21 protein-coding genes are annotated in these 22,732 nt (G+C 60.6%); 9 read left to right on the top strand and 12 right to left on the bottom strand.

Going from position 1 to position 22,732, the window contains the following annotated elements; translation table 11 throughout:
* Positions 1-20 precede the first annotated feature (20 nt).
* Genes HQN82_RS15245 through HQN82_RS15235 form a run of 3 tightly spaced genes read left to right on the top strand, consistent with a single transcriptional unit; the run spans position 21 to position 3,870 of the window.
* A complete protein-coding gene (locus tag HQN82_RS15245; RefSeq protein WP_173615150.1) occupies positions 21-1,505 on the top strand; it encodes a mannitol dehydrogenase family protein in 1,485 nt (494 codons plus the stop codon).
* 7 nt (positions 1,506-1,512) lie between these two features.
* Positions 1,513-2,232 carry an HAD family hydrolase gene (locus HQN82_RS15240; RefSeq protein ID WP_037092314.1) on the top strand — a complete coding sequence of 240 codons (720 nt, stop codon included), beginning with the start codon at positions 1,513-1,515 and terminating at the stop codon, positions 2,230-2,232.
* Between the two features lie 60 nt (positions 2,233-2,292).
* Positions 2,293-3,870, top strand: a complete 1,578-nt coding sequence (locus tag HQN82_RS15235; protein ID WP_173615149.1) for an FGGY-family carbohydrate kinase — start codon at positions 2,293-2,295, stop codon at positions 3,868-3,870.
* 116 nt (positions 3,871-3,986) lie between these two features.
* Here HQN82_RS15235 and HQN82_RS15230 read toward each other — a convergent pair whose 3' ends face one another.
* Positions 3,987-4,820, bottom strand: a complete 834-nt coding sequence (locus HQN82_RS15230; RefSeq protein WP_173615148.1) for a MurR/RpiR family transcriptional regulator — start codon at positions 4,818-4,820, stop codon at positions 3,987-3,989.
* A 296-nt stretch (positions 4,821-5,116) separates the two neighbouring features.
* Between HQN82_RS15230 and HQN82_RS15225 the strand changes: the two genes are divergently transcribed.
* Positions 5,117-5,854, top strand: a complete 738-nt coding sequence (locus tag HQN82_RS15225; protein WP_004445244.1) for a sulfate transporter family protein — start codon at positions 5,117-5,119, stop codon at positions 5,852-5,854.
* On the opposite strand, the gene nth is transcribed toward HQN82_RS15225, so the two are convergent.
* Entirely contained in the window at positions 5,816-6,598 is a 783-nt protein-coding gene (nth, locus tag HQN82_RS15220; RefSeq protein WP_173615147.1) for an endonuclease III, read from the bottom strand. The two genes, HQN82_RS15225 and nth, sit on opposite strands and share 39 nt — an antisense overlap.
* A 37-nt stretch (positions 6,599-6,635) precedes the next feature.
* On the opposite strand from nth, the gene HQN82_RS15215 reads away from it, so the two are divergent.
* Together HQN82_RS15215 and HQN82_RS15210 are read left to right on the top strand one after the other, a co-directional pair.
* Entirely contained in the window at positions 6,636-7,118 is a 483-nt protein-coding gene (locus HQN82_RS15215) for a DUF2244 domain-containing protein (RefSeq protein WP_022562762.1), read from the top strand.
* 217 nt (positions 7,119-7,335) lie between these two features.
* The gene (locus HQN82_RS15210; protein WP_173615146.1) at positions 7,336-8,208 is read left to right on the top strand and encodes a methylated-DNA--[protein]-cysteine S-methyltransferase; all 873 of its coding nucleotides are present in this window, start codon (positions 7,336-7,338) and stop codon (positions 8,206-8,208) included.
* 69 nt (positions 8,209-8,277) lie between these two features.
* On the opposite strand, the gene HQN82_RS15205 is transcribed toward HQN82_RS15210, so the two are convergent.
* Positions 8,278-9,252, bottom strand: coding sequence for a sugar-binding transcriptional regulator (locus HQN82_RS15205; RefSeq protein WP_034497564.1), 975 nt, complete (start codon positions 9,250-9,252; stop codon positions 8,278-8,280).
* 205 nt (positions 9,253-9,457) lie between these two features.
* On the opposite strand from HQN82_RS15205, the gene tal reads away from it, so the two are divergent.
* The gene (gene tal, locus HQN82_RS15200) at positions 9,458-10,423 is read left to right on the top strand and encodes a transaldolase (protein ID WP_004445235.1); all 966 of its coding nucleotides are present in this window, start codon (positions 9,458-9,460) and stop codon (positions 10,421-10,423) included.
* A gap of 103 nt (positions 10,424-10,526) precedes the next feature.
* Here the strand turns inward: tal and HQN82_RS15195 are convergent, their stop codons facing one another.
* Positions 10,527-11,294 carry an IclR family transcriptional regulator gene (locus HQN82_RS15195; protein ID WP_034496812.1) on the bottom strand — a complete coding sequence of 256 codons (768 nt, stop codon included), beginning with the start codon at positions 11,292-11,294 and terminating at the stop codon, positions 10,527-10,529.
* Between the two features lie 205 nt (positions 11,295-11,499).
* Here HQN82_RS15195 and HQN82_RS15190 point away from each other — a divergent pair, with 205 nt between their 5' ends.
* Positions 11,500-12,231: an SDR family oxidoreductase gene (locus HQN82_RS15190; RefSeq protein ID WP_022562758.1), complete on the top strand. Its 732-nt coding sequence runs from the start codon at positions 11,500-11,502 to the stop codon at positions 12,229-12,231.
* Between the two features lie 56 nt (positions 12,232-12,287).
* On the opposite strand, the gene HQN82_RS15185 is transcribed toward HQN82_RS15190, so the two are convergent.
* From HQN82_RS15185 to HQN82_RS15165, 5 genes are all read right to left on the bottom strand, one after another.
* Positions 12,288-12,461 carry a DUF1328 domain-containing protein gene (locus tag HQN82_RS15185; RefSeq protein ID WP_003499086.1) on the bottom strand — a complete coding sequence of 58 codons (174 nt, stop codon included), beginning with the start codon at positions 12,459-12,461 and terminating at the stop codon, positions 12,288-12,290.
* 108 nt (positions 12,462-12,569) lie between these two features.
* Positions 12,570-13,424 (bottom strand): metal ABC transporter permease, encoded by an 855-nt coding sequence (locus tag HQN82_RS15180; RefSeq protein WP_022562757.1) that lies wholly within the window; start codon positions 13,422-13,424, stop codon positions 12,570-12,572.
* The gene (locus HQN82_RS15175) at positions 13,421-14,281 is read right to left on the bottom strand and encodes a metal ABC transporter permease (protein ID WP_022562756.1); all 861 of its coding nucleotides are present in this window, start codon (positions 14,279-14,281) and stop codon (positions 13,421-13,423) included. The genes HQN82_RS15180 and HQN82_RS15175 overlap by 4 nt, the downstream gene beginning before the upstream one ends.
* Positions 14,274-15,170 carry a manganese/iron ABC transporter ATP-binding protein gene (locus tag HQN82_RS15170; RefSeq protein ID WP_022562755.1) on the bottom strand — a complete coding sequence of 299 codons (897 nt, stop codon included), beginning with the start codon at positions 15,168-15,170 and terminating at the stop codon, positions 14,274-14,276. Before HQN82_RS15170 ends, HQN82_RS15175 begins: the two co-directional genes overlap by 8 nt.
* Positions 15,167-16,057, bottom strand: coding sequence for a metal ABC transporter substrate-binding protein (locus tag HQN82_RS15165; RefSeq protein WP_022562754.1), 891 nt, complete (start codon positions 16,055-16,057; stop codon positions 15,167-15,169). Before HQN82_RS15165 ends, HQN82_RS15170 begins: the two co-directional genes overlap by 4 nt.
* A 284-nt stretch (positions 16,058-16,341) precedes the next feature.
* On the opposite strand from HQN82_RS15165, the gene HQN82_RS15160 reads away from it, so the two are divergent.
* Positions 16,342-17,277, top strand: a complete 936-nt coding sequence (locus tag HQN82_RS15160) for a hypothetical protein (protein ID WP_234904905.1) — start codon at positions 16,342-16,344, stop codon at positions 17,275-17,277.
* Positions 17,278-17,531: 254 nt separating this feature from the next.
* On the opposite strand, the gene lysS is transcribed toward HQN82_RS15160, so the two are convergent.
* From lysS to HQN82_RS15145, 3 genes are all read right to left on the bottom strand, one after another.
* Positions 17,532-19,031: a lysine--tRNA ligase gene (gene lysS, locus HQN82_RS15155; RefSeq protein ID WP_022562752.1), complete on the bottom strand. Its 1,500-nt coding sequence runs from the start codon at positions 19,029-19,031 to the stop codon at positions 17,532-17,534.
* Positions 19,032-19,281: 250 nt separating this feature from the next.
* Positions 19,282-20,739 carry a glutamate--tRNA ligase gene (gene gltX, locus HQN82_RS15150; RefSeq protein WP_022562751.1) on the bottom strand — a complete coding sequence of 486 codons (1,458 nt, stop codon included), beginning with the start codon at positions 20,737-20,739 and terminating at the stop codon, positions 19,282-19,284.
* A 213-nt stretch (positions 20,740-20,952) separates the two neighbouring features.
* On the bottom strand, positions 20,953-22,725 hold the full coding sequence (locus HQN82_RS15145; protein ID WP_173615145.1) for an SLC13 family permease: 1,773 nt from the start codon (positions 22,723-22,725) through the stop codon (positions 20,953-20,955).
* Between the last annotated feature and the right edge of the window lie 7 nt (positions 22,726-22,732).

Raw genomic sequence — 22,732 nt, 5'->3', positions numbered from 1 at the left:
TTCCCTTCGAGGATCATGACATGACATGCAAACTTTCCCTCGCAACGCTTGACGAAGCCAGAAAAACGGCGGCGGTTCCGTCCTATAGCCGGGACGATCTTTCCGCCGGCATCGTGCATTTCGGCGTTGGCAATTTCCACCGCGCCCATCAGGCGGTTTATCTCGACGACCTGTTCAACACCGGAGCGGACCATGACTTCGCGATCATCGGCGCGGGTGTCCTGCCGTCGGATACGGTGATGCGCGAAAAACTCGCCGCACAGGATTTCCTGACGACCGTTGTGGAGCAGGACAATAACCGCACCGGTGCGCGTGTCACCGGGCCGATGATCGATATTCTGCCGGTCGGAGACAGCGCGGCGATCATCGAAAAACTGGCCGATCCGCAGATCCGCATCGTCTCCATGACGATCACGGAAGGCGGTTACTTCATTGACGCCTCCGGCTCCTTCAATCCGCAGCATCCGGCGATTGCCGAAGACGGCAGAAACCCGGCTTCGCCGAAAACCGTGTTCGGGCTGATCGTCGCCGGGCTGAAGGCGCGGCGCGAGGAGGGCGTGCAGCCTTTCACCGTCATGTCCTGCGACAACATTCCGCATAATGGCAAGGTCACGAAAAATGCCGTGGTCGGGCTGGCGGCCCTGTCCGATCCGGCCTTCGCCAACTGGATTGGCGAAAACGTTGCCTTCCCCAATTCGATGGTCGACCGCATCACGCCAGCCACCGGCGAGCGCGAACGCAACATCGCCCGGGATGACTTCAACATCGACGACAACTGGCCGGTCTTCTGCGAAGAATTCAAGCAATGGGTGATGGAGGATAATTTCCCGGCCGGCCGGCCGGCGCTGGAAAAGGCGGGCGTGCAGTTCGTATCCGATGTTGCGCCCTATGAGCATATGAAAATCCGCATCCTCAATGGCGGCCATGCGGCAATCGCCTATCCGGCGGCGCTGCTCGACATCCACTTTGTCCACGAAGCGATGGAGCATCCGCTGATCCGGGCGTTTCTGGCAAAGCTCGAAAAGGAAGAGATCATACCGGTCATTCCGCCGGTGCCGGATACCGATCTCAATGAGTATTTCTCGCTGATCGAGCGGCGCTTCCTCAATCCGAAGATTGGCGACACCATTCCGCGTCTGGCGCAGGACGGTTCCAACCGCCAGCCGAAATTCATCCTGCCTTCCACCGCCGACCGGCTGGAGCGCGGAGAGGATATCATCGGTCTTTCGCTGGTTTCGGCCTTGTGGTGCCGCTATTTCTACGGCACGTCCGACAGCGGCAAGGAAATCGTCTTCAACGATGCCAGCGCCGAGCGCCTGCAGGCGGCGGCCATCAAGGCCAAGGACGATCCCATGGCCTTCCTCGCGCTTAACGATATTTTCGGAGCAGTTGCCGAATCGGAACTTTTCCGTAAACGCTTCGCCCACGCGCTGAAGACGCTGTGGCAAGAGGGTACAGCGAAGACCTTGCAGCTTTATCTGGATGACAAGCTGGCTGAAAAGTGACGATGAGATGGAAGACGACACCGGCCCCCTTTTGATTTTCGACTGCGACGGCGTTCTTGTCGACAGCGAGCCGGTTTCCATCTCCGTCCTCCTCGACATGCTCTCCCATCTGGGTGTGACGATGGGGGAGGAGGAAGCCTATGAGCGCTTTCTCGGCCGAAGCGTCGCCAGCATGACAAGGACGTTGTTCGAGGATTACGGTGTCGAGACGGATATCGATTTTCTCGATCATATGCGGGCGACGCTATTCGAGCGCTTCAAAAGCGAGTTGCAGCCGATCGACGGCATTGCGCAAACGCTCGACAGGCTTGTGCCATTCAGGCGCTGTGTTGCTTCCTCCAGTCAGCCGGAACGTATCCGTTATTCACTGGGGCTGACCGGCCTGATCGACAAATTCGAACCGCATGTCTTCAGCGCCACCATGGTGAAGAACGGCAAGCCGGCGCCTGATCTCTTCCTGCACGCGGCGCGCCAGATGGGCGTCGATCCGCGCCACTGCATCGTGATCGAGGACAGCCCGGCCGGTATTGCCGCGGCAAAGGCCGCCGGCATGGGCGTTTTTGCTTTTACCGGTGGTTCGCATGCCCGTTTTCCCGCATTCCGTGAAAAGATCGCCGGGCTTGGCGCGGATGCCGTGTTTGACGCGATGCCGGATTTGGTCCAACTTGTCGGCAGCTATGTGGGGAAAGGCGGTTTGGGCGGCCAAGCGGAACGTGATGCAGGCTAAAACGTATTTCGCCTGCCGCCGCTGTCGCCGGGCCGTTGCGCAAGGGATGGAATTGCAGTCTTGAAGCGTCAAAATCTCGTCGCTGTCGATGTCGGCACCGCCAGCGCCCGGGCCGGCATTTTCGATGCGGCCGGCCGGCTGCTTGCCCGCGCCACCCATCCGATCCTGATGCAGAGGCCGCAGGAAAACCACGCCGAACATGATTCCACCGACATATGGAAGGCAGTCTGCATCGTGGTAAGGGCAGCGCTTGCCGAGGCGGGTGTTCCGCCGCAAAGCATTGCTGCAATCGGTTTCGATGCCACCTGCTCGCTCGTCATCCGCGATGGGCGGGGTGAGCCGGTTTCGGTATCCGTGACCGGGGAAGACCGGTTCGACACCATCGTCTGGCTCGATCACCGGGCGATATCGGAGGCCGACCGGCTGACGGCATCGGGACACCGGGTGCTGGATTTCGCCGGCAACAGCGTCTCGCCGGAAATGCAGATGCCGAAGCTGATGTGGCTGAAGCAGCATATGCCCGAGAGCTGGTCGCGCATGTCCTTCGCCTTCGATCTGGCGGATTTCCTGACGTGGAAAGCGACTGGTTCAGCAAAACGTTCAAATTGCACGCAGACGGCGAAGTGGAATTTTCTTGCGCAGGAAAATCCCGGCTGGCAGGCGGATTATCTCGAACTGGCGGGGCTTGCCGACTTGAGAGAGCGGGCGGGGCTCCCCGAAACCACCGTGATGCCGGGAGAAAGCATCGGCCCGCTTTCGCCCGAAGCTGCCGCCGAGCTTGGTCTGGATACCGCTTGTCAGGTCGCTGCGGGCATGATTGACGCCTATGCCGGCGCGCTGGGGGCGCTGGGCGGATGCCTGTCTGCCGATGTTGGCCGCCATGTTGCGCTGATCGCCGGGACTTCGAGCTGCCTTGTCGCGGTGTCGGAGCGGCAGATGCCCGGCCATAGCCTCTGGGGCCCCTATTGGCAGGCGATCCTGCCCGGGCACTGGCTGGTGGAGGGCGGGCAATCGGCCACCGGCGCGCTGCTCGATCATATGGTACGCATGCATGCGGCGGGCGGGGAGCCGGATACGGCGCTGCATGCCCGCATCGTTGCGCGGGTAACGGAATTGCGGGCGCTTGAGGGCGAGGCCTTTGCCGAGCGGCTGCATGTGCTGCCGGATTTTCACGGCAACCGCTCGCCGCTTGCCGATCCGCACGCCGTCGGCGTCATCAGCGGGCTGACATTGGATACGTCTTTCGACAGCCTCTGCCGTCTCTATTGGCGCACCGCCGTGGCGATTGCGCTCGGCGCGCGCCATGTGCTCGATGCGATGGAGCGTTTCGGTTATGCCGTGGAGAGCCTGCATGTCACTGGCGGACATGTGAAAAACCCGCTGCTGATGGAGCTTTATGCCGATGTGACCGGCAAGCGCATCGTGGTTCCCGCCACCGCCGATGCGGTGTTACTGGGCACCGCAATGACAGCGGCAACCGCCGGCGGGGTGCATGCAAGCCTCGCGGCTGCTGGCGCCGCCATGTATCCCGGCAACGCGGAAATATCAGGCGATCCGGCGCGGGGACCACGTTATGAGCGGGATTATCGCCGTTTTCTCGCCATGTACCGGCATCGTCAGGAACTCGAGAGCCTTTGATTTTCTGAAGGCAAATAGCAAGGCCGAGTAGGTGCCGCGCGTTTCTTCTCCCCGCCGGGGAGAAGAAACAAGCGGCAACCGCTCGATCCATATGCCGCCGCTGCCGCTAAACGCAATCAGCCACGCAGCGAGCGTTTCAGGGCGGTGAGGTTCTTTGCCCTTGCTCTGCCGCTGTCATCGGCCCCGGCGCTTAGCGCGCAGAGGGTGAATTCCAGCAGGGAAACCAGTTGCAGCAAGCCTTGGCCGCCATTTTGCGCCTGCGGCATGGCGAGACAGAGGTCTGCACTTTCCGGGCCCCATTCGTAGAAGCGCGTGGTGATCAGCAATGTGCGAAAGCCGCTCTTGCGCGCCATCGCAGCAAGCCGCTGCAGCGGTGACAGGCTGCCGCCGCAATCCATGATGACAAGCAGGGTCTTCGCGGCGTCGAAATCCCACAGGGCAACATAGGCGGCGCTGTCGCTGCCGAGATAATGGATGTGCCCCCGGCTTTCGAGAAGACGCGCGTAGAAATGCCGCCCGGCATCGAGACCCTCCGGCGAGGTTGCCAGAAAGACATCGCCCGCCGTGGTGATCTCGTTCATGGCAAGCCGCCAGATTGACTGGGACGTCATGTCGAAGGCGGTCTGGACGGCCTGGATCTGCTGCGAAAGAAGCTGTGAAAACGGGTTGGACTGGCGTTCGCCGCCTTCCGCCGTTGCGGGCTGGTCGGCGCCGGCGGTTTCTTCGGCATGGCGCAGATCGGCACGGATATCGCTGAACTGCCGGTATCCCAGCGAGCGCAGGAAACGTCCGACCGTCATCGGGCTGAGGCCGAGCTTCGCAGCCAGCGTCTGCGCCGTCTCGAACGGTAATTCGTCGAGATGTTCGATCAGATATTTGGCGATCTTGCGCTCGGAAGGTGTGCCTGCCTTCATGGCGCGCGTAAGGTTCAACAGCAGCTTTTCCACCAACGCCTCATTCTTATCTTTATTGAACGATGATGCATGCGCGCGCGCAGACAAGCGTGCGAACCGCAATTTGACGGTGGGGGATAGCTTTTCCGGCCTTGTCCTCCACCGGACCGGAATGCGAATTATGATAGGTATATTATTATATTTTAGAGATACCTTTTATTCAAGAGAAAATTCCATCTCCGGTTTAGATCGCGCTAATCTACCTTTGGGGACCCCGTCTTGCGCAGGATGGGGTCATCGCCTATCTCCTCCTGAGAGAGTGCCCCAACCCGAGAAGCTTCAAGGAGTTCCGAATGATTTTTGATGCGGCGCGGCTCGCCTTCCAAAATCTCTTTGCCGCCGAAACCCGGTCGGTATTCTGGAAGGTACTGGGGCTCACCCTTCTCGTGCTCGCGGCCCTGTGGTTCGCCATCCGCTCGATCTTCATCTATTTCGCCCTGCCATGGATAGACGCGCTGATTCCGGGCGTGCCGGACTGGGCGGGCTGGCTGAGCTTCGTTTTCGCCATTTTCGCCGGAATAGGGCTGGCTCTGGCACTGGCGCTGCTCATCTCGCCGGTCACTGCCGTCATCGCCGGCCTGTTTCTCGACGATGTCGCCGAAGTGGTTGAAAAGAAGAGCTATCCGGACGATCCGCCCGGCAAGGCGATGCCGATGGGCGAGGCCGTGCTCTCCTCCATCAAGTTTTTCGGCGTTGTCATTGCCGGCAACCTCATTGCGCTTTTTCTGCTGCTTGTTCCCGGTATCAACCTCATCGCGTTTTTTCTGGTGAACGGTTACCTGCTCGGCCGGGAATTCTTCGAATTCGCGGCGATGCGTTTCCGCTCGCCCGCTGACGCCCGGCTGTTCCGGGTAAAACACCGCACCACCGTCTTCATGGCCGGGCTGGTCATTGCGGCCTTTCTGGCGGTTCCATTCCTCAACCTGCTGACGCCGCTTTTTGCGGCCTCCATGATGGTGCATCTGCACAAGGCTGTCAGCCGCCGCGACCCTTCATTCGCCGCCAGCCGAACCGAACAGCTGCGCGGGTAATTCCACCAGCGGTGCCGGAATATCGAAGGTCTTTTCCGGCGATTTGCAGATATCGGCAATCACGCAGCGCTCGCATTCCGGCTTGCGTGCCTTGCAGCAGTAACGCCCGTGCAGGATCAGCCAGTGATGGGCATGGAACAGATATTCTTCGGGAATGATGCGGATCAGCCGGTCTTCAACCTCGTCAGGGGTCTTGCCCGGCGCAAGACAGAGCCGGTTGGCGATGCGGAACACATGTGTGTCCACCGCAAGTGTGGGCACGCCGAAGGCCATCGACATCACCACATTGGCCGTCTTGCGGCCCACACCGGGAAGCGTCACCAGTTCCTCGCGGGTCTTCGGCACCTCGCCGCCGAAATTGTCGATCAGCATCTGCGACAGGGCAATGACGTTTTTCGCCTTGTTACGGTAAAGCCCGATGGTCTTGATATAACCGATCAGCTGTTCCTCGCCGAGCGCCAGCATCTTTTCCGGCGTATCGGCCACCTTGAACAGCGCGCGGGTGGCCCGGTTCACGCCCACATCCGTCGCCTGTGCGGATAGCGCCACAGCCACCAGCAGGGTGAAGGGATTGGTATGTTCCAGCTCGCCTTTCGGTTCCGGCCGCTGGATGGAAAAGCGGCGGAAGATTTCGCTGAGCTCCTCCCTGGAATAGGCCGTCTTCACCCGCGCCGGCCTGCGTGCGGCTGCCGGATTTGACTTTTTCAAGGTTTGGGTGCTGGATCGTTTCTTGGCGATTGTCATGGATTATCTATAGCCAGCCCGCCCAAAGGAAAGCAACGTGGATACGCTCAACGACCAGCCGATTTTCGCGGCGGAACTCGTTCCGCACCGTTCGCTTGGCCGCCGCGGTTTCCGGCTGCTTCTCATCCTGTCGGGATTTGCCTGCCTGATCTATGGCGGCTTTTTCTTCGCCACCGGAGCGTGGCCGATCGGCCTGTTTTTCGGACTGGATTTTCTGCTGCTTTATATCGCTTTCCGCGCCAATTACCGGGCGGCCAAGGCGCGGGAAGAGGTCAGCGTCTCGCGCACCAGCCTGTCGATCCGAAAATTCTCCCCTGCCGGACGAATGGTGGAGCATCGCTTCAATCCGTTCTGGGCGCGTTTCAGGGTGAGGCGGCATGACGAGATCGGCATCGTCTCGATGCATGTGACGGGCGAGGGCCGGGCGACCGACATCGGCTCGTTCCTCAATCCGGATGATCGGGAAAGCTTTGCCAAGGCGTTTGGCGGTGCGCTGGCGACGGTGCGGCGGCGGATGTAAGAGGATAATCCAGCTCTCCCTCCGTCATTCCGGCCCTGGGCCGGAATCCAGCCGACGCGCGTCGGCGCGGCGGAAAAGACTCCTTTCAGCCCAAGGACTTGGGCTGGCTGGATACCGGCTCGAGGCCGGTATGACGGTAGAAATGAAGCAGGGCGCAAGAAACGGGTGGAGACCACCACACTTTAATGGTTTTCTCTCGTGCGTTAGGAGATTTGCGATGAACGCCAATATTACGCTGAACGAAGACATCACCCCCATCGGATCCGATTACGACACGGTGCGCGGGGTCATCGAGCTTTTGACGCTGGATTATCGCGAGCAGCCCTCCCTCGAAGCCATTGCCGCAAGGCTCGGCCAGTCACCGACGCAATTGCAGAAGACTTTCACCCGCTGGGCCGGCCTTTCGCCCAAGGCATTTCTTCAGGCTGTAACGCTCGATCATGCCAAGCGGCTTTTGCGCGAGGAGGATCTGCCGCTGCTCGAAACGTCGATCGAGGTCGGCATGTCGGGGCCTGGACGCCTGCACGACCTCTTCGTCACGCATGAAGCCATGTCGCCCGGCGAATGGAAGGCGAAGGGCGGCGGGCTGACGATCCGCTACGGGTTCCACACCTCGCCCTTCGGTCTTGCGCTGGTCATGGTGACCGATCGTGGCCTTGCCGGCTGCGCTTTTGCCGATCCGGGTGAGGAGAAGGCCTGTTTTGAGGACATGGCCGGCCGCTGGCCGAACGCTGACTATGTCGAGGATCGCGAAGCGACCGCGCCTTATGCCGCCCGCATCTTCGATACGTCCATGTGGTCGGCGGACAGGCCGCTGCGTGTTGTGCTGCTCGGTACGGATTTTCAGGTGCGGGTATGGGAAAGCCTCCTCAAAATCCCAATGGGCCGCGCGGTCACCTATTCGCACATCGCCTGCGATATCGGCCAGCCCACCGCCTCCCGCGCCGTGGGTGCCGCAGTGGGGGCAAACCCGGTATCCTTCGTCGTTCCCTGTCATCGCGCTGTCGGCAAAAGCGGGGCGCTGACCGGTTATCATTGGGGCCTCACTCGCAAGCGGGCGATGCTGGGTTGGGAAACGGGGAAGCTGTGAGGCTAGTCTCCCTCATCCCTGTGCTTGTCACAGGAAAGAGGGGTGTCTGAGTAGGCTGCCTGACAACGCCTAAACCAGCTCCATCAAAGCCCGCGCCGCCGCCTCGTCCGTTATCAGCGTATTGCAGCCGATCCGCTTGATCGTGGCGCGGATGGCGATGGCGCGGTGGGCGCCGCCGGAGGCAAGCACGATGTGTTTGGCCTTGCGCAGCGTATCGAGATCGATCGCCATGGCGCGCTGGTTGATGGGATGATCGACCGAGCGGCCCTCGGCATCGATGAAGTTGAACATGGTGTCGCAGACGCAGCCGGCGTCGATGAGTTCCCGCAGCGTCTCCCTGGAGATGAAACCTTCCGACAAAGATGTGGAGTGCGGGCCGATATCGCCGCAGGAGACGATGGCAAGATCGAGCGTTTCGGCGAGATCGTACAGCGTTGCAAGCCCGCATTTTTCGATCAGCGCCCGTTTGGTCTCGACCGAATCCACCAGCAGCGGCGCGAGGAACATGTAACATTCCGCGCCGAGCGCGCTCGCCAGCCGCCAGGTGTAATCGAGCGGGTTGGTCTGGTGCACGGCGACGATACCGCCGAGCAGCGAAACGACCTTGCAGTTCTCCCGGCGCGGCGGGCGGAAGCTGGAAAGCGAGGCGGTCATGGTGCGACCCCAGCCGACGCCGATGGTGGCGCCATTCGGCACCGCTTCGGAGAGGAATTGCCCCAGCGCCAGCCCGACGGCCTTGGCGGTGCCTTCCGCACTGGCTTTGTCGGGAGAGGGGATGATCACGGCCTCGTCCAGCCCGTAAGCCGCCTCAAGCTGGCCGGCCAGCGAGACGAAATCTTCGATGCCCTCATTGATCCATATCTGCACTTCGGAGCGCTTCATCGCTTCGTCCAGCAGGCGGATGACGGTGGAGCGGCTGATACCCAGTTTTTCGGCGACATCTTTCTGCGTCATGCCCTGGTTATAATAGAGCCATGCCGCCCGCAGCCGCAGCGAAGCCGCTTCCGAATAGGCTGTATGGGTTTCTCTTCTCAGTTTCGCCACGGTTTCCGCCATTCATTGTGTTCGCCGAGTATCGCAGGCATGAAACTTATGTCAATTGCGATGCGCAAATGTCTTGACTTTCGACCGTGCCGCTTGCGATAGTCGAAGCCGACGAAACCGCGATTTCGGCCTTGGGCGCACCCATGGTGCGGCAACGAAATGACGGCTGAGCAAGTTTTCAAGAGATCATGAAGGATCATTCGATATGACATCCAAACTCGAACAACTTCGCGCCATCACCACGGTCGTTGCCGACACCGGCGATATCGAGGCGGTTGCCCGCCTGAAGCCGGTGGATTGCACCACCAACCCGACAATCGTTCTGAAGGCGCTTGGCACGCCGGCATTTGCCGATGCGGTCAAGGAAGCCGTCGCCTGGGGCAAGAAGCAGGGCGGTCAGTCCGACGCCGTTGTTGCCGCCGTTGCCGATCGACTGGCCATCTCCGTGGGGGCAGCGCTTGCCGGCCTCGTGCCGGGCCGCGTATCGACCGAAGTCGATGCCGACCTTTCATTCGATACCGAAGCCTCCATCACGAAGGCCCGCCACATCATTGCCGCCTACAAGGAGCGCGGCATCGAGCGTGAACGCATCCTCATCAAGCTTGCTTCCACCTGGGAAGGCATCAAGGCTGCCGAAGTGCTGCAGTCCGAAGGCATCGACTGCAACCTGACGCTCCTTTTCTCGCAGGCTCAGGCGATTGCCTGCGCCGAAGCCAAGGTCTTCCTCATTTCGCCCTTCGTCGGCCGTATCCTTGACTGGTACAAGAAGTCGACCGGCGAAAACTACACCGCCGAGACCGATCCGGGCGTCGTTTCCGTGCGCAGCATCTACAACTACTACAAGGCCAATGGCATCAGCACCGTCGTCATGGGCGCGTCCTTCCGCAACGTCGGCGAAATCGAAGCGCTTGCCGGTTGCGACCGCCTGACGATCAGCCCGGCGCTGCTGGAAGAGCTAGACAAGGATACCGGCAAGCTGGAGCGCAAGCTTTCGGCAGACAACGTCAAGGCTGAGCCGCTGCAGTCGCTGGACGAGAAGGCATTCCGCTGGGCGCTGAACGAAGACGCAATGGCCACCGAGAAGCTCTCGGAAGGTATCCGCCTCTTCGCCAAGGATCTGGTGACGCTGCGCGAAATGGTGCGCAAGGAACTGACGGCCGCCGCCGCCTGACGAAAAAAGGGGGAACCATCCACGTTCCCCCGACGTTTACGAGACATAAATCTCCAGTCAACTGAAACGCGATCGGGTCCCTGCCGGTCGCGTTTTTTTGTGCTCAGATAGTGCCCGTCACGATCTCGGAGATACGTTTTGCCGCCTCGCGGATCAACACCTCGCAGGCCTCGCGTGTGGGCGCCTTGCCGCCAAGAGGGGTAATATAGGGGCAGGTGATCACGGCCAGCGCGGTGCCATCGAGCGTCAGCACCGGAGCGGAAATATTGCGGACCCCGGCGGTCTGGAGGCTGTCCATCGATTCGAAGCCGTTCTTGCGCACCTCTGCCAGCCGATCGGCAAGACCCTGCGGTATGGTCTCGCCGCTGCCGCGCACCTGTTCGGTTATCATGATCTGGCGCTGCGCTTCTGTCTGGAAGGCCAGAAGCACGTGGCCCGAGCCGGTGTGGAACAGGCTCATCTGCGCGCCGACACGCATGGACATGGCCCAGTAGGTGGATGATTCCTGTTGGGCAATGACCACAACGCTGCCGCGATCATGGACCGCCAGATGGCAGGCCTGCTCCGCACTCGCCGAAAAATCGCGCATGACAGGGGCCGCGAAGGAAACCAGCCGGCGGATCGGCGCATGGAAATGCGCCAGCCCGAACATCTTCAGCGTCAAAGAGAATCGATCGCCGTCAAGCCGCTGCACATAACCCCGGCGTACCAGCCGGTCCAGCATGCGGTAAAGCTCGTTGGGGCTCTTTCCGATGGACTTGGCGATCTCGATCTGTGTCAGCCCGCCATCGGTGCGGGCCAGAAGTTCGAGAATGTCCAGGCCCTTGTCGAGGGCGGGAGCGCGATATCTTTCGCTGTCGTCGTCGGTCATCTGGCCTCGATGATGATGGTGTGTATGGTCGCCGGCGCCGGGCTGGGCCTGAAAATAGGCTTGCCCTATACCGGCCGTCCACGCAAGTTTGCTTGACGCCATATGAATACCGCGTTTACATATGAATTGTCGATCCATATTTGAGATCACTGAAATTCAACGGCTCGGCCCCGGCAGGCGGGCGTGCCTTAGCGGGAGGCTATTCATGGTGCAGGATTTTAACGGCCGGACAGTGGTGATCACCGCGGCCGGTCAGGGTATCGGGCGGGCGGCGGCAGAGCGGTTCGTGTCGCTCGGGGCGCGCGTCATCGCCACCGATATCAATGAGCAGGCGCTTTCTACGCTCAAGGGGGCAGAGACGCGGGTCCTGAACGTGCTCGACGGCGATGGCGTAAAAGATTTTGCCGCCGATATCGGCCATGCGGATGTGCTGTTCAACTGCGCCGGTTTTGTTCATTCCGGCACCATCCTCGAGTGTGAGGAGAAGGACTGGGATTTCTCCTTCGACCTCAACGCAAAGGCCATGTACCGTACCTGCCGCGCTTTCCTGCCCAGCATGCTGGAGAAGGGCAAGGGCGCAATCGTCAACATGTCCTCGGTTGCTTCCAGCGTAAAGGGCGTGCCAAACCGGTTTGCCTACACCGCTTCCAAGGCCGCCGTTGTGGGCCTGACCAAGGCGATCGCGGCGGACTTCGTGACAAAGGGCATTCGTTGCAACGCCATCTGCCCCGGAACGGTGGATAGCCCTTCGCTGCACGATCGTCTGCGCGCCACCGGCAATTACGAACAGGCTCTTGCAGATTTCATCGCGCGCCAGCCTATGGGCCGCATCGCCACGCCGGAAGAGATCGCAGCGCTCGTCACCTACCTCGCGTCAGACGAAGCAGGTTTCACCACCGGCCAGATCCATGTCATTGATGGCGGCTGGACGGGCTGACGGATTTCAAGGGAGAGGGGAGGGCGACCGGCGTGACAACCGGTCGCCTTTTTCATTCAGACGACGGCGCTTCCGGCCATCAGCGCAAGCACGAGGAAGACCAGGAAGATCACCACGGCGATGAAGAACAGAATGCGGGCCACGCCGGCTGCGGCTGCCGAAATGCCGGTAAAGCCGAACACGCCCGCGATCAAAGAAATGACAAAGAAAATAAGAGCCCATTTAAGCATGGCGCTTCCCCTTTTGCGAAATTTTCCCGAGCCGCCGCCCCGCGACAGGCTCGATAAAATGACGCGCAAAAGGAGAAAATGTTCCACGCGCCCGTAAAAATCGTTCTTTTATATTGCCGTCTCACGGGCCGTGTCGGTACGGCGGGTTTTCCAGATGGTGCGGACGAATGTCGCGACGAAGGTGACGCTCATGAAGAGCACGATCGTGGGGGCGGGAGCGCTGTCGATCAGGAAACTCAGCCATATGCCCGCAAGCGACGAGGCGACCGCCACCGCAATGGCCACCAGCAGCATGACGGAAAAACGCCGGGTCAGCAGAAAGGCGATTGCGCCCGGTGCGACGAGCATGGCGACGGAGAGAATGATGCCAACCGCCTTCAGCGCGCCGACTACGGTGAGCGACAGCACCATCAGCAGGCCATAATGCAGCACACGCACCGGCAGGCCGATGGCTCTTGCATGTTGCGCATCGAAGGCGTTGACCAGCAGGTCCTTTCGCAGGATGCCGAGAAACAGGGTGGCGAAAAGCGCGATCACGCCCGTCTCCAGCATGTCCAAGGGCGCGATGCCGAGCATGTCGCCGAAGAGGATATGGTCGAGATGTACGTCGCTCTGCACCTTCACGTAAAGCACCAGTCCCAGCCCGAACATGCCGGAAAAGACGATGCCGAGCACCGTATCCTCCTTGACGCGGCTGTTTTCCTTGATGAAACCGGTGCCGAGGGCACATATCATGCCCGCGATGAAGGCCCCGATGGAAAGCGGGATGCCAACGATATAGGCCACCACCACGCCGGGCAGCACGGCATGGGAAACGGCGTCCCCCATCAGCGACCAGCCCTTCAGCACCAGAAAACAGGAGAGCATTGCCATGGGTACCGCGATCATCAGCGTGATCAGGAAGGCATATTGCATGAAAGGCAGCTGAAACGGCAGTATGGCTAGTTCGAGATATTCACTCATGGCGTTTCCTCCAGCGCGCTGCGCGCCTTGGCGCGAGAGGCGAGCAGGCCGTGTTTGGGTGCAAAGACGAAGGCGGCAAGGAAGATCGCCGTCTGTAGCACCACGATGACGCCGCCGGTCGCGCCATCGAGAAAATAGCTGAGATAGGCGCCGATGAAGCTGGTGGCCGCGCCGATGATGAGGCTCATCAGGATCAGCCGCTCGAAACGGTCGGTCAGGAGATAGGCAGTAGCGCCCGGCGTCACCACCATGGCGACGACGAGGAAAGCGCCGACAGTCTGTAGGGCGGCAACCGTGGAGGCGGCCAGCAGGGTGAAGAAGATCACCTTCAGCACTTCCGGTTTCAGCCCCACGGTGCGGGCGTGGTTCTCATCGAAGAACACCACCATGAAGTCGCGCCATTTCAGCGAAAGCACAAGGAGGCTGATACCGCCGATCAAAGCCAGCTGGATGGTGTCTTCGGCGGTGATGGCGAGGATATTGCCGAGCACGATGGTCTGGATATTCACCGAGGTCGGCGAGAGCGATACCATGAACAGGCCAAGCCCGAAAAACGAGGTGAAGATCAGGCCGATGATCGCATCTTCCTTAAGCCGTGTCTTCTGGTTCAGAAACAGCATGGACCCGGCCGCCAACCCGCCGGAGAGAAACGCGCCGAGCGAAAAGGGCAGGCCAAGCATATAGGCTCCGGCAACCCCGGGAACGATGGCATGGGAAAGCGCATCGCCGATCAATGACCAGCCCTTCAGCATCAGATAGGCCGAGAGAAAGCCGCAGACACCGCCCACCAGTGCGCTGACCCAGATGGCGTTCAACATGTAACCATAGGTGAAAGGCTCAAGAAGGGTGTCAATCATCGGCTTTCTCTTTCGGAGCCTCAGAATCGCGCCTGTCCTGGCCATTTTTGCCGTAGATCACGAAGGGCCGCTCGTCATCGGTTATGACCTTCAGGCGGCGCGGATCGGCGTCGCTATGCAACTCTGCCCCGCCGAGAACGAAGTGGCGCAGGCTTCCGCCGAAAGCCCTTTGCAGGTTTTCCTCTGTAAAGGTGTCGCTTGTTTTGCCCGACGCCAGAACCGTACCCTTGACGAAGACGGCGCGGTCGCAGAATTCCGGAACGCTGCCAAGATTGTGGGTGGAGACCAGCATGACGCGGCCCTCGTCGCGCAGTGCCTTCAAAAGCGCGACGATCTGCTCCTCCGTCGTCACGTCGACACCGGTGAAAGGTTCGTCCAGCAGGATCACCTGCCCTTCCTGCGCCAGCGCGCGGGCCAGAAACACACGCTTCTTCTGCCCGCCGGAGAGTTCGCCGATCTGGCGCTTGCGATAATCGAGCATGTTGACGCGTTTCAGCGCCTCTTCCACCATCTGGTTATCGCGCTTTGAGGGGATGCGCAGGAAGTTCATGTGGCCATAACGGCCCATCATCACCACGTCCTCCACCAGCACCGGAAAGCTCCAGTCCACCTCTTCCGCCTGCGGCACGTAAGCGACGAGGTTTTTCTTCAGCGCCTCCTTTACCGGCAGGTCGAAGATCGAGACGGAACCGGCGGCCAAAGGAACGAAACCCATGATCGCCTTGAAAATCGTGGACTTGCCGGCGCCGTTGACGCCGACAAGTGCCGTGATCGTTCCGCGGGGAATGGAGAAGCTGGCATCTCTTAATGCGGTGTGGCCGTTGCGATAGGTCACTGTCGCATTTTGAACCGTCAGGCCGCCGCCTGATTTTTTACTCCCCATTCTCATGAAGACAGTCCCTTGGCGATTGTTTCGCTCGTCACACGCAGCAGGTCCAGGTAAGTCGGGACGGGACCATCAGCCTCGCTCAGCGAATCCACATAGAGAATGCCGCCATAGGCCGCACCGGTTTCCTTGGCCACCTGCTGGGCGGGATCGGCGGAAACGGTGCTTTCGCTGAAGATGACGTGGATATTATGCTCGCGCATGGCGTCGATCACACCCCGAACCTGCTGCGGCGTGCCCTGACTATCGGCGTTGACCGGCCAGAGGAACAATTCCTTCAGGCCGAAATCGCGGGCGAGATAAGAAAAGGCGCCTTCACTCGTCACCAACCAGCGCTTGTTTTCCGGAAGGGCTGAAAGTTCATTGCGGATCGGCTGCACCGTGGCCCTGATCCTGTCCGAATAGGCCTTGGCATTGGCGGCGTAGACATCGGCGTGGGCGGGGTCGATCTCGCTCAGGCCCTTGCGAATATTTTCGACGTAGATCAAGGCGTTATCGGGAGACATCCAGGCGTGCGGATTGGGCTTGCCCTGATAGGCGCCGCCGCTGATCGCCATCGGCTTCACACCATCGCTCACCGTCACATCAGGCACGCCGGAGAGGTTAGTCAGGAATTTCTCGAACCACAATTCCAGATTGAGTCCGTTGCGCAGCACCAGATCGGCCTTGCGGGCCTTCAGAATGTCGCGGGGCGTCGGCTGGTAATTGTGGATTTCCGCGCCGGGCTTGGTGATGCTTTCCACCTCGGCCGCGTCACCCGCTACGTTGCGCGCCATATCGGCGATGATGGTGAAGGTGGTCACGACAACAGGTTTTTCCTGGGCAAGGGCGACGCCCGGAAGAAAAAGCGAGAAAGCGAAAATGGCGTGGCGGAATTTTTGGACGTTCACGTGCTCACCAGATTTTGTTGCGACTAATTCGCAATACCATCTGTTATAAAATCACCTTTGTCAACGCTATTGCAAATCATTCGCAAATCTTGAGATTTCTGAAATGTCCGAAGATGATGCGCTTTTGCGGGTATCTTGCCTGCGGGATTAAACTTTTTTCAATGAGAAAGCGGCACTATCGGAAGGCTCGGACAGCGTGGTCCGAAGCTTATCCCGCGTGTGTTCCTCATCCTTCGAGCCACGTTTCCGGGGTGAGGGCGAGAGGCGGGGTACTTGATGTCAGGATGTTGCGGGTGAAAGCTGTATTCGGACGAATGCGGTTTTCGCGCAAGCTCGTTATGATTGGAGGCGGGATCCTGCTTTTGGCAGGCGCGACCGGTTCCGCTGCCGTGTTCATCGGCAGCGAGCGGCTGCTTGGCCCATCCTATGCCTCCACCAATGGGCTTTCCTGCGACGCAGTCCAGACAGTGAATATCCGCAAGAACGGCTCGCTATGGGTACGCAAGTTCATTCGCACCGAAGGCGGAGACGGCACGGAGCGGTTGAAAACCGCCCTGCGCGTCGCCAAAGCGCTTTACGACAAACAGAAGCCCGATCTGGTTCAGGTCTCCGTGCTTGACAGGAACGGCCCGCAGCTGCGCTCGGAAATGCGTGGCCGGGCCATTGCCGCACAGGTGGTCTTCATTCCGGATCCGGCGAAAATTCCCGAGGGCGCCGAGGCCCGCCGTTATTCAGCCTTCTATTATGACGGCGCAGCAAATGGCAGCGGCCAGTTTTACGGTCTGCGCATCGATCTGCCGCTTGAAGATACCGAAGCCATGGCTGCCAGCCTCAGCGACTTCGCCGATTGTGCGACGCCGGTTGCGGAGCCGGAAGCGGGCGGCCACGAGGGCAAGTCCGTCAAAGGTCACGGCGAAAGCAAGGGCGGGGCCAGCGGCGAACATGACGCTGCGCCAACGGAGCCCGGCCATGGCGAAACTGCTCCGGAAGCACATGATGAAACTCCGTCTCCCGAAGCGCATGGTGAGACCGTCACCGACGAGCTTCTGACCTCGACACCGGAAGCCGAGGGCAGCAGCATCTTCAGCCTGTCCTATCTGAAGTCACTGATCTTCGGAAAAGGTTCGACCACCGCGCAGGCGGCGGAGGAAAAACCGATGGACGGAGAGGCGGCGGTGGCAGAGGAAGCTGCTGGCGAAAAGGCCAAGGCGGGGCATTGAGAGGGATTCGGCTGTTGCCGATGCGTTCCTGTTTTATGCCGGCGGCAGGTTCCGCCGACGCTGCCTTGTCATGCTTGCGCAACGTCATCCTTGGGCTTGTCCCACGCCTCTAAGCACGTCAACAAAATCGCTACGTTAGCAAATCCTCGGGACAAGCCCGAGGATGAGGTTGAGTGAATATTCACCCTTCAGCGCCAACTTCAAGGGGACTGCAGCTTGCCCGGAAATTCGAACCGGGCAGCGCTCTTGGTGCCTCAATCCGCCTTGTTGCGGCGGGCCGGGAAGAGAATGACGTCGCGGATCGACGGGGCGTTGGTCAAAAGCATGATCAAGCGGTCGACGCCGATGCCGAGGCCGCCGGCGGGTGGCATGCCCTGGTCGATGGCGTCGAGGAACTCGTCGTCCAGCTGCTTGTCCTTTTCGCCACGCGCATGCGCCTGTTCCAGCTGCTCCACCATGCGGCGGCGCTGTTCTTCGGGATCGTTGAGTTCCGAGAAGGCGTTGCCCACTTCCCAGGCGTTGCAATAGCTCTCGAAACGCTCGACGAGGCGCGGTTCACCCGGCACTTCCTTGGCGAAGGGCGAGATGTCCTTCGGAAAATGCGTGACGTGGCTCGGCTGGATCAGCGTGCCTTCCACCTTCTCTTCGAAGATGAAGGCAAGGCATTCGCCCCAGGTCCAGTCCTTCTCGACAGCAAAACCGGCGGCCTTGGCGGCAGCTCGGGCTTCTTCGTCGGTCTTGATGGCGAGGAAGTCGATACCGGTTGCTTCCTTCACCGCATCAGGCATCGGCACGCGCTTGAACGGACCCTTGAACGAGATCGTCTGGCCCTGGAATTCCACCTCTGTGGTGCCGTGGAGCGAGATCGCCAGCGTCTCGAACAGCCGCTCAACGAGACCCATGATGTCCTCGTAATCGGCATAGGCCCAGTAGCACTCCATCATGGTGAATTCAGGATTGTGCCGTGTGGAGACGCCTTCGTTGCGGAAGTTGCGGTTGATTTCAAAAACCTTGTCGGACAGGCCCGAAACCAGCGTGCGCTTCAGGAACAGTTCCGGCGCGATGCGCAGATACATGTCCATCTTCAGCGTGTTGTGGAAGGTCTTGAACGGATCGGCGGTCGCGCCGCCATAGACGGTCTGCAGCATCGGCGTTTCCACTTCGAGGAAGCCTTCGGCCTCCATGAAGCGGCGGATGCCGGAGAGAATCTTCGAGCGCTGCAGGAATCGCAGCTTGGATTCCTCGTTGGAGAGAATGTCGAGGTGGCGCTTGCGGTAACGCAGCTCGATGTCAGAGACGCCGTGCCACTTCTCGGGCATTGGCAGCAGCGACTTCGTCAGCATGGTGATTTCTTCGGCGTTGATCGTCAGCTCACCGCGCTTGGTGCGGCGCACCTTGCCGGTCACGCCGATGATGTCGCCGATATCGATCATCGGCAGCAGGTTGCGCGCCGCTTCCGGCGTCGTATCCTTGTGCGAGAAGACCTGCACCTTGCCCGAGGCGTCATGAATATCCATGAACATGCCGGAATTGCGCGAGGAATAAACGCGCCCCGCCACCGTCACCGTATCACCGGTCTCGACGTCGGCTTCGATATCGGCATATTTCTCCGCCAGCTCGGCATTGCTCATCGTGCGGTGGAAATGCGCCGGATAAACGTCGCCGATCTGCTCGCGCAGCAGCGCAAGTTTCTGGCGGCGCACTTCTGTCGCGTCGGAGGAGAGGGCGGTGGTTTCGGTCTTGGTGTCGGTCATCGTGTTCGCCTTTAGCGGGCTTGTTCGTTGCGGTTACCCTTGGCGCTCTGGGTTACCCCCCTCTGTCCTGCCGGACATCTCCCCCTCAAGGGGGGAGATCAGATGCCGCGCCCGCCCGTTCCATGGGCAAGGTGTCAGCCGCTTGTCGATCTCCCCCCTTGAGGGGGAGATGCCCGGCAGGGCAGAGGGGGGTGAGCCCCAGGCAAAGGGCGTATTCTAAAATGCTGCCGTCACCGCCAGCACGTCATCATCAGCTTCCGCTGCCAACCATCGTGGCCACAACGGCGATCGCAGCCTTCAGGCGCTGGCGCACGACGGAGCGGCCAAGCAGCGCCATCGAGTCAAACAGCGGCAGCGAGCGCGACGATCCGGACATGGCGACGAAAAGCGGCGGCGTGACGACACGCAGCTTCTTGCCAGTGCGTTCGGCCACATCGCGCAACTCCGCCTCGATGGCTTCCACGTTCCAGTCGGGCATCTTTTCGAGGTCTGCCGCAACCGTGGTGAGGATTTCGTGGATTTCTTCCGGCTTGCTCTTCAGCCCGGCAAAGGAGGCGGGCGTCAGGCCGGCATCGCTTGCGAGCAGGAAGCCGGCAAGGTTAGGCAGCTCGCCGAGTTTGGAAACGCGGCTCTGCGCAAGCTTCAGGCCCTCGGTCAGGCGGGAATTCTCCATCGCCCATTCCAGTGTGCGGGCAATGAACTCTTCCGGCGAAAGCTTTTCGCGCAGCCAGCGGCCGTTCAGCCAATCCAGCTTCTGAATGTCGAAAATGGCGCCGGCCTTGGAAAGCGCTTCCGGGTCGAACTTCGCGGCGAGCTCGTCCATGGTCAGAAGCTCTTCGCCCTCTGCGATCTGGATGAAGAACAGGCCGAGGAAGTTCATCAACGCTTCCGGCAGGTAGCCGAGCGCGGAATAATAGGAGATCGAGGTCGGGTTCTTGCGCTTGGAAAGCTTCGACTTGTCGGCATTGCGCATCAAAGAAAGATGCATGAACACCGGCTCCTGCCAGCCGAAATAACGGTACAGCAGGATGTGCTTGGGCACCGAAGCCAGCCATTCTTCACCGCGCGCCACATGGCTGATCTTCATCAGATGGTCGTCGATGACGTTGGCCATGTGATAGGTCGGCATGCCGTCGGCCTTGATCAGCACCTGCATGTCGACGGAATCCCACGGGATCGAGACATCGCCATAAACGCCGTCATGGAAATCGCACGAGCCTTCGGTCGGGATTTTCATGCGCACGACGTTCGCTTCACCGGCGGCAACGCGCGCGGTCACTTCCTCGGCCTTCAGGTTGAGGCAGTGTCCGTCATATTTCGGCGGCTTGCCGGCGGCGCGCTGGGCCTCGCGCATCTGCTCCAGCCGCTCGGGCGTGCAGAAACAGCGGAAGGCATGGCCCTTTTCCAGAAGTTCTTCGGCATAGGGCCAGTACATGGCCTTGCGCTCTGACTGGCGATACGGACCGTAAGGGCCGCCGACATCGGGGCCTTCCGACCAGGTAAGGCCGGTCCAGCGCAGGGCTTCCAGCACCTTCTGCTCATATTCGAGGGTCGAGCGGGTGGCGTCGGTATCCTCGATGCGCAGGATGAACTCGCCGCCGTGTTTCTTGGCGAAGAGATAGTTGAACAGCGCGATATAAGCGGTGCCGACATGCGGCTCGCCGGTGGGGGAAGGTGCGATGCGGACGCGAACGCCGGAAGTGGTCATGAATTTCACTCGTCGTGACGTGGCGGTGACATCGGGGCGGTTCCACCCTGATACCACGGAGTTTTCGTTTGGATGCGGCAGGACATCATGTCGAAAGGCGAAAAGAAAGTGCCTTTTTCATATTCCCGTTCGGCTTGGGCTTAGGCCATATTCTGCCGCAGGCGTCAAGGAAATATGGAGTCTCCAGAGGTCGGCCGGTCCTGCCGGCTGGCTTCAGTTGACCGGCCAGACGTAAAGCAGCATGGGAATGCTGGCGACGACGATCATGATCGACAGCGGCAGGCCAAGCCGCGGATAGTCGCTGAAACGATAACCGCCAGGACCCATGACCAGCGTATTGCACTGGTGCCCGATGGGGGTGAGGAAATCGCAGCCCGCGCCGATCGCCACCGCCATCAGGAAGGCCTCCGGCCGGAAACCGAGCGTGGTGGCAAAACCCGCGGCAATCGGCGCCATGACCAGCACCGTTGCGGCATTGTTGAGAAAGGGCGTAACCGCCATGGCGGTGAGCAGGATCATGCCGAGCGCGGCAAAGGGCGGCAGGCCCTGAGCCGCGCTGCCGAGCCAGGCGGCGATCAACTCGCTGGCGCCGCTGGTGCGCAGCGAGTCGCTGACGGGAATGAGGGCGGCGAGCATGACGAGGATCGGGCCATCGACGGATTTGTAGACTTCGGTCAGCGGAATGGCGCCGACGACGATCATCATGAAGGCGGCTGCGAAAAAGGCGACCGAGACCGGGACCAGACCGCTGCCGGCCGCGATCATGGCGGCGGCGAGTACGATGACCGGCAAAAGCGCGCGGCGCTGTACGCCGAGCAGAATCTCCCGCTGCGCCAGAGGCAGCAGCGAAAATTCCTGCAGCACCTGCGGCAGATTCTTGCGGCTGCCCTGTAAAAGGATGACGTCACCCGCCTGCAATGTCAGTTCCGAGAGCCGCTGGCTGACACGCTGGCCGCGCCGGCTCACCGCGATCAGGTTGACGCCACGCGTATAGGAGAGCGCGAGTTCCCGCGCCGAAATGCCGTTCAGAACGGATTCGTTGCTGATGACGGCCTCCATGGAAATGAGATCGGCGGTTTTCTGGCCGTTCTCCATCAGGGGCTTGCCGGAAAGCAGCAACTTTGCCTGGGAGACGATGCGGTCGAGCTCTTCCGGGCTGCCTTCGAGCAGAACCGTGTCTCCGGCCTTCAGCGTCACGTCGGGAAAGGGGGAAATGCGCCGCGGTCCGCGCAGGATGGTGGTGGCGATGACATCGCCATCGGCCTGCTTGAGAAGTTCGCGCAGCGGCTTGTCCGCAAAGCTATTGTCTGCAGGCAGCGTCGCTTCGGCGGTATAGGCGGACTGGTCGAGAATATCTTCGACAGAGGCCTTTTCCCGGTTGCGCACCGGCAGCAACCGATAACCGAAGGTCAGGAAGATGATGCCGATGAAGGTGAGGCCAGCCCCAACGGGCGTGAAATCGAACATCGAGAAGCTCTCACCGGTCATCTCCTCACGCAGGCGCGAGACGACGATGTTCGGCGACGTGCCAATCTGCGTCATCAGCCCGCCCAGCAAGGCGGCAAACGCCATGGGCATCAGGTAATAGGAAACCGGGCTTCCGGATTTGCGGGCGAACTGGAACGCGACAGGCATCATGATGGCGAGTGCGCCGATGTTCTTGATGAAGGCCGACATGACGGCGACGACGATCATCAGGAAGGCGAGCTGCAGGCCTTTGGAATGCATCTCGGGGAAATACTTCTTGATCGTCATGTCGACGATGCCTGAACGCGCCACCGCCGAACTGACAACCAGCGCGCTGCCGACGATGATGACGATATCATCCGAAAAGCCGGAAAATGCCTTGTCGAAAGGCACGACGCCGAGTGCTACAGCCACCAGCAGCGCGCTGCAGGCGACGACGTCATAACGAAACCTGTCCCAGATGAAGGCCACCATCATGCCGGCGATGACGACGAAGGCGAGAATCTGGTCTGTCGTCATTTGTGCG

The sequence above is a fragment of the Agrobacterium pusense genome (assembly GCF_013285525.1).
In the GTDB taxonomy this organism is placed as follows: domain Bacteria; phylum Pseudomonadota; class Alphaproteobacteria; order Rhizobiales; family Rhizobiaceae; genus Agrobacterium; species Agrobacterium pusense.
This window is presented reverse-complemented; position numbering and strand designations above follow the sequence as displayed.

Coding starts and splice junctions, on each gene's coding strand:
- HQN82_RS15245 (WP_173615150.1), top strand. CDS start 21: ATGACATGCAAACTTTCCCTCGCAACGCTTGACGAAGCCAGAAAAACG.
- HQN82_RS15240 (WP_037092314.1), top strand. CDS start 1,513: ATGGAAGACGACACCGGCCCCCTTTTGATTTTCGACTGCGACGGCGTT.
- HQN82_RS15225 (WP_004445244.1), top strand. CDS start 5,117: ATGATTTTTGATGCGGCGCGGCTCGCCTTCCAAAATCTCTTTGCCGCC.
- nth (WP_173615147.1), bottom strand. CDS start 6,598: ATGACAATCGCCAAGAAACGATCCAGCACCCAAACCTTGAAAAAGTCA.
- HQN82_RS15210 (WP_173615146.1), top strand. CDS start 7,336: ATGAACGCCAATATTACGCTGAACGAAGACATCACCCCCATCGGATCC.
- tal (WP_004445235.1), top strand. CDS start 9,458: ATGACATCCAAACTCGAACAACTTCGCGCCATCACCACGGTCGTTGCC.
- HQN82_RS15195 (WP_034496812.1), bottom strand. CDS start 11,294: ATGACCGACGACGACAGCGAAAGATATCGCGCTCCCGCCCTCGACAAG.
- HQN82_RS15190 (WP_022562758.1), top strand. CDS start 11,500: ATGGTGCAGGATTTTAACGGCCGGACAGTGGTGATCACCGCGGCCGGT.
- HQN82_RS15185 (WP_003499086.1), bottom strand. CDS start 12,461: ATGCTTAAATGGGCTCTTATTTTCTTTGTCATTTCTTTGATCGCGGGC.
- HQN82_RS15180 (WP_022562757.1), bottom strand. CDS start 13,424: ATGAGTGAATATCTCGAACTAGCCATACTGCCGTTTCAGCTGCCTTTC.
- HQN82_RS15175 (WP_022562756.1), bottom strand. CDS start 14,281: ATGATTGACACCCTTCTTGAGCCTTTCACCTATGGTTACATGTTGAAC.
- HQN82_RS15170 (WP_022562755.1), bottom strand. CDS start 15,170: ATGAGAATGGGGAGTAAAAAATCAGGCGGCGGCCTGACGGTTCAAAAT.
- HQN82_RS15160 (WP_234904905.1), top strand. CDS start 16,342: ATGTTGCGGGTGAAAGCTGTATTCGGACGAATGCGGTTTTCGCGCAAG.
- lysS (WP_022562752.1), bottom strand. CDS start 19,031: ATGACCGACACCAAGACCGAAACCACCGCCCTCTCCTCCGACGCGACA.
- gltX (WP_022562751.1), bottom strand. CDS start 20,739: ATGACCACTTCCGGCGTTCGCGTCCGCATCGCACCTTCCCCCACCGGC.
- HQN82_RS15145 (WP_173615145.1), bottom strand. CDS start 22,725: ATGACGACAGACCAGATTCTCGCCTTCGTCGTCATCGCCGGCATGATG.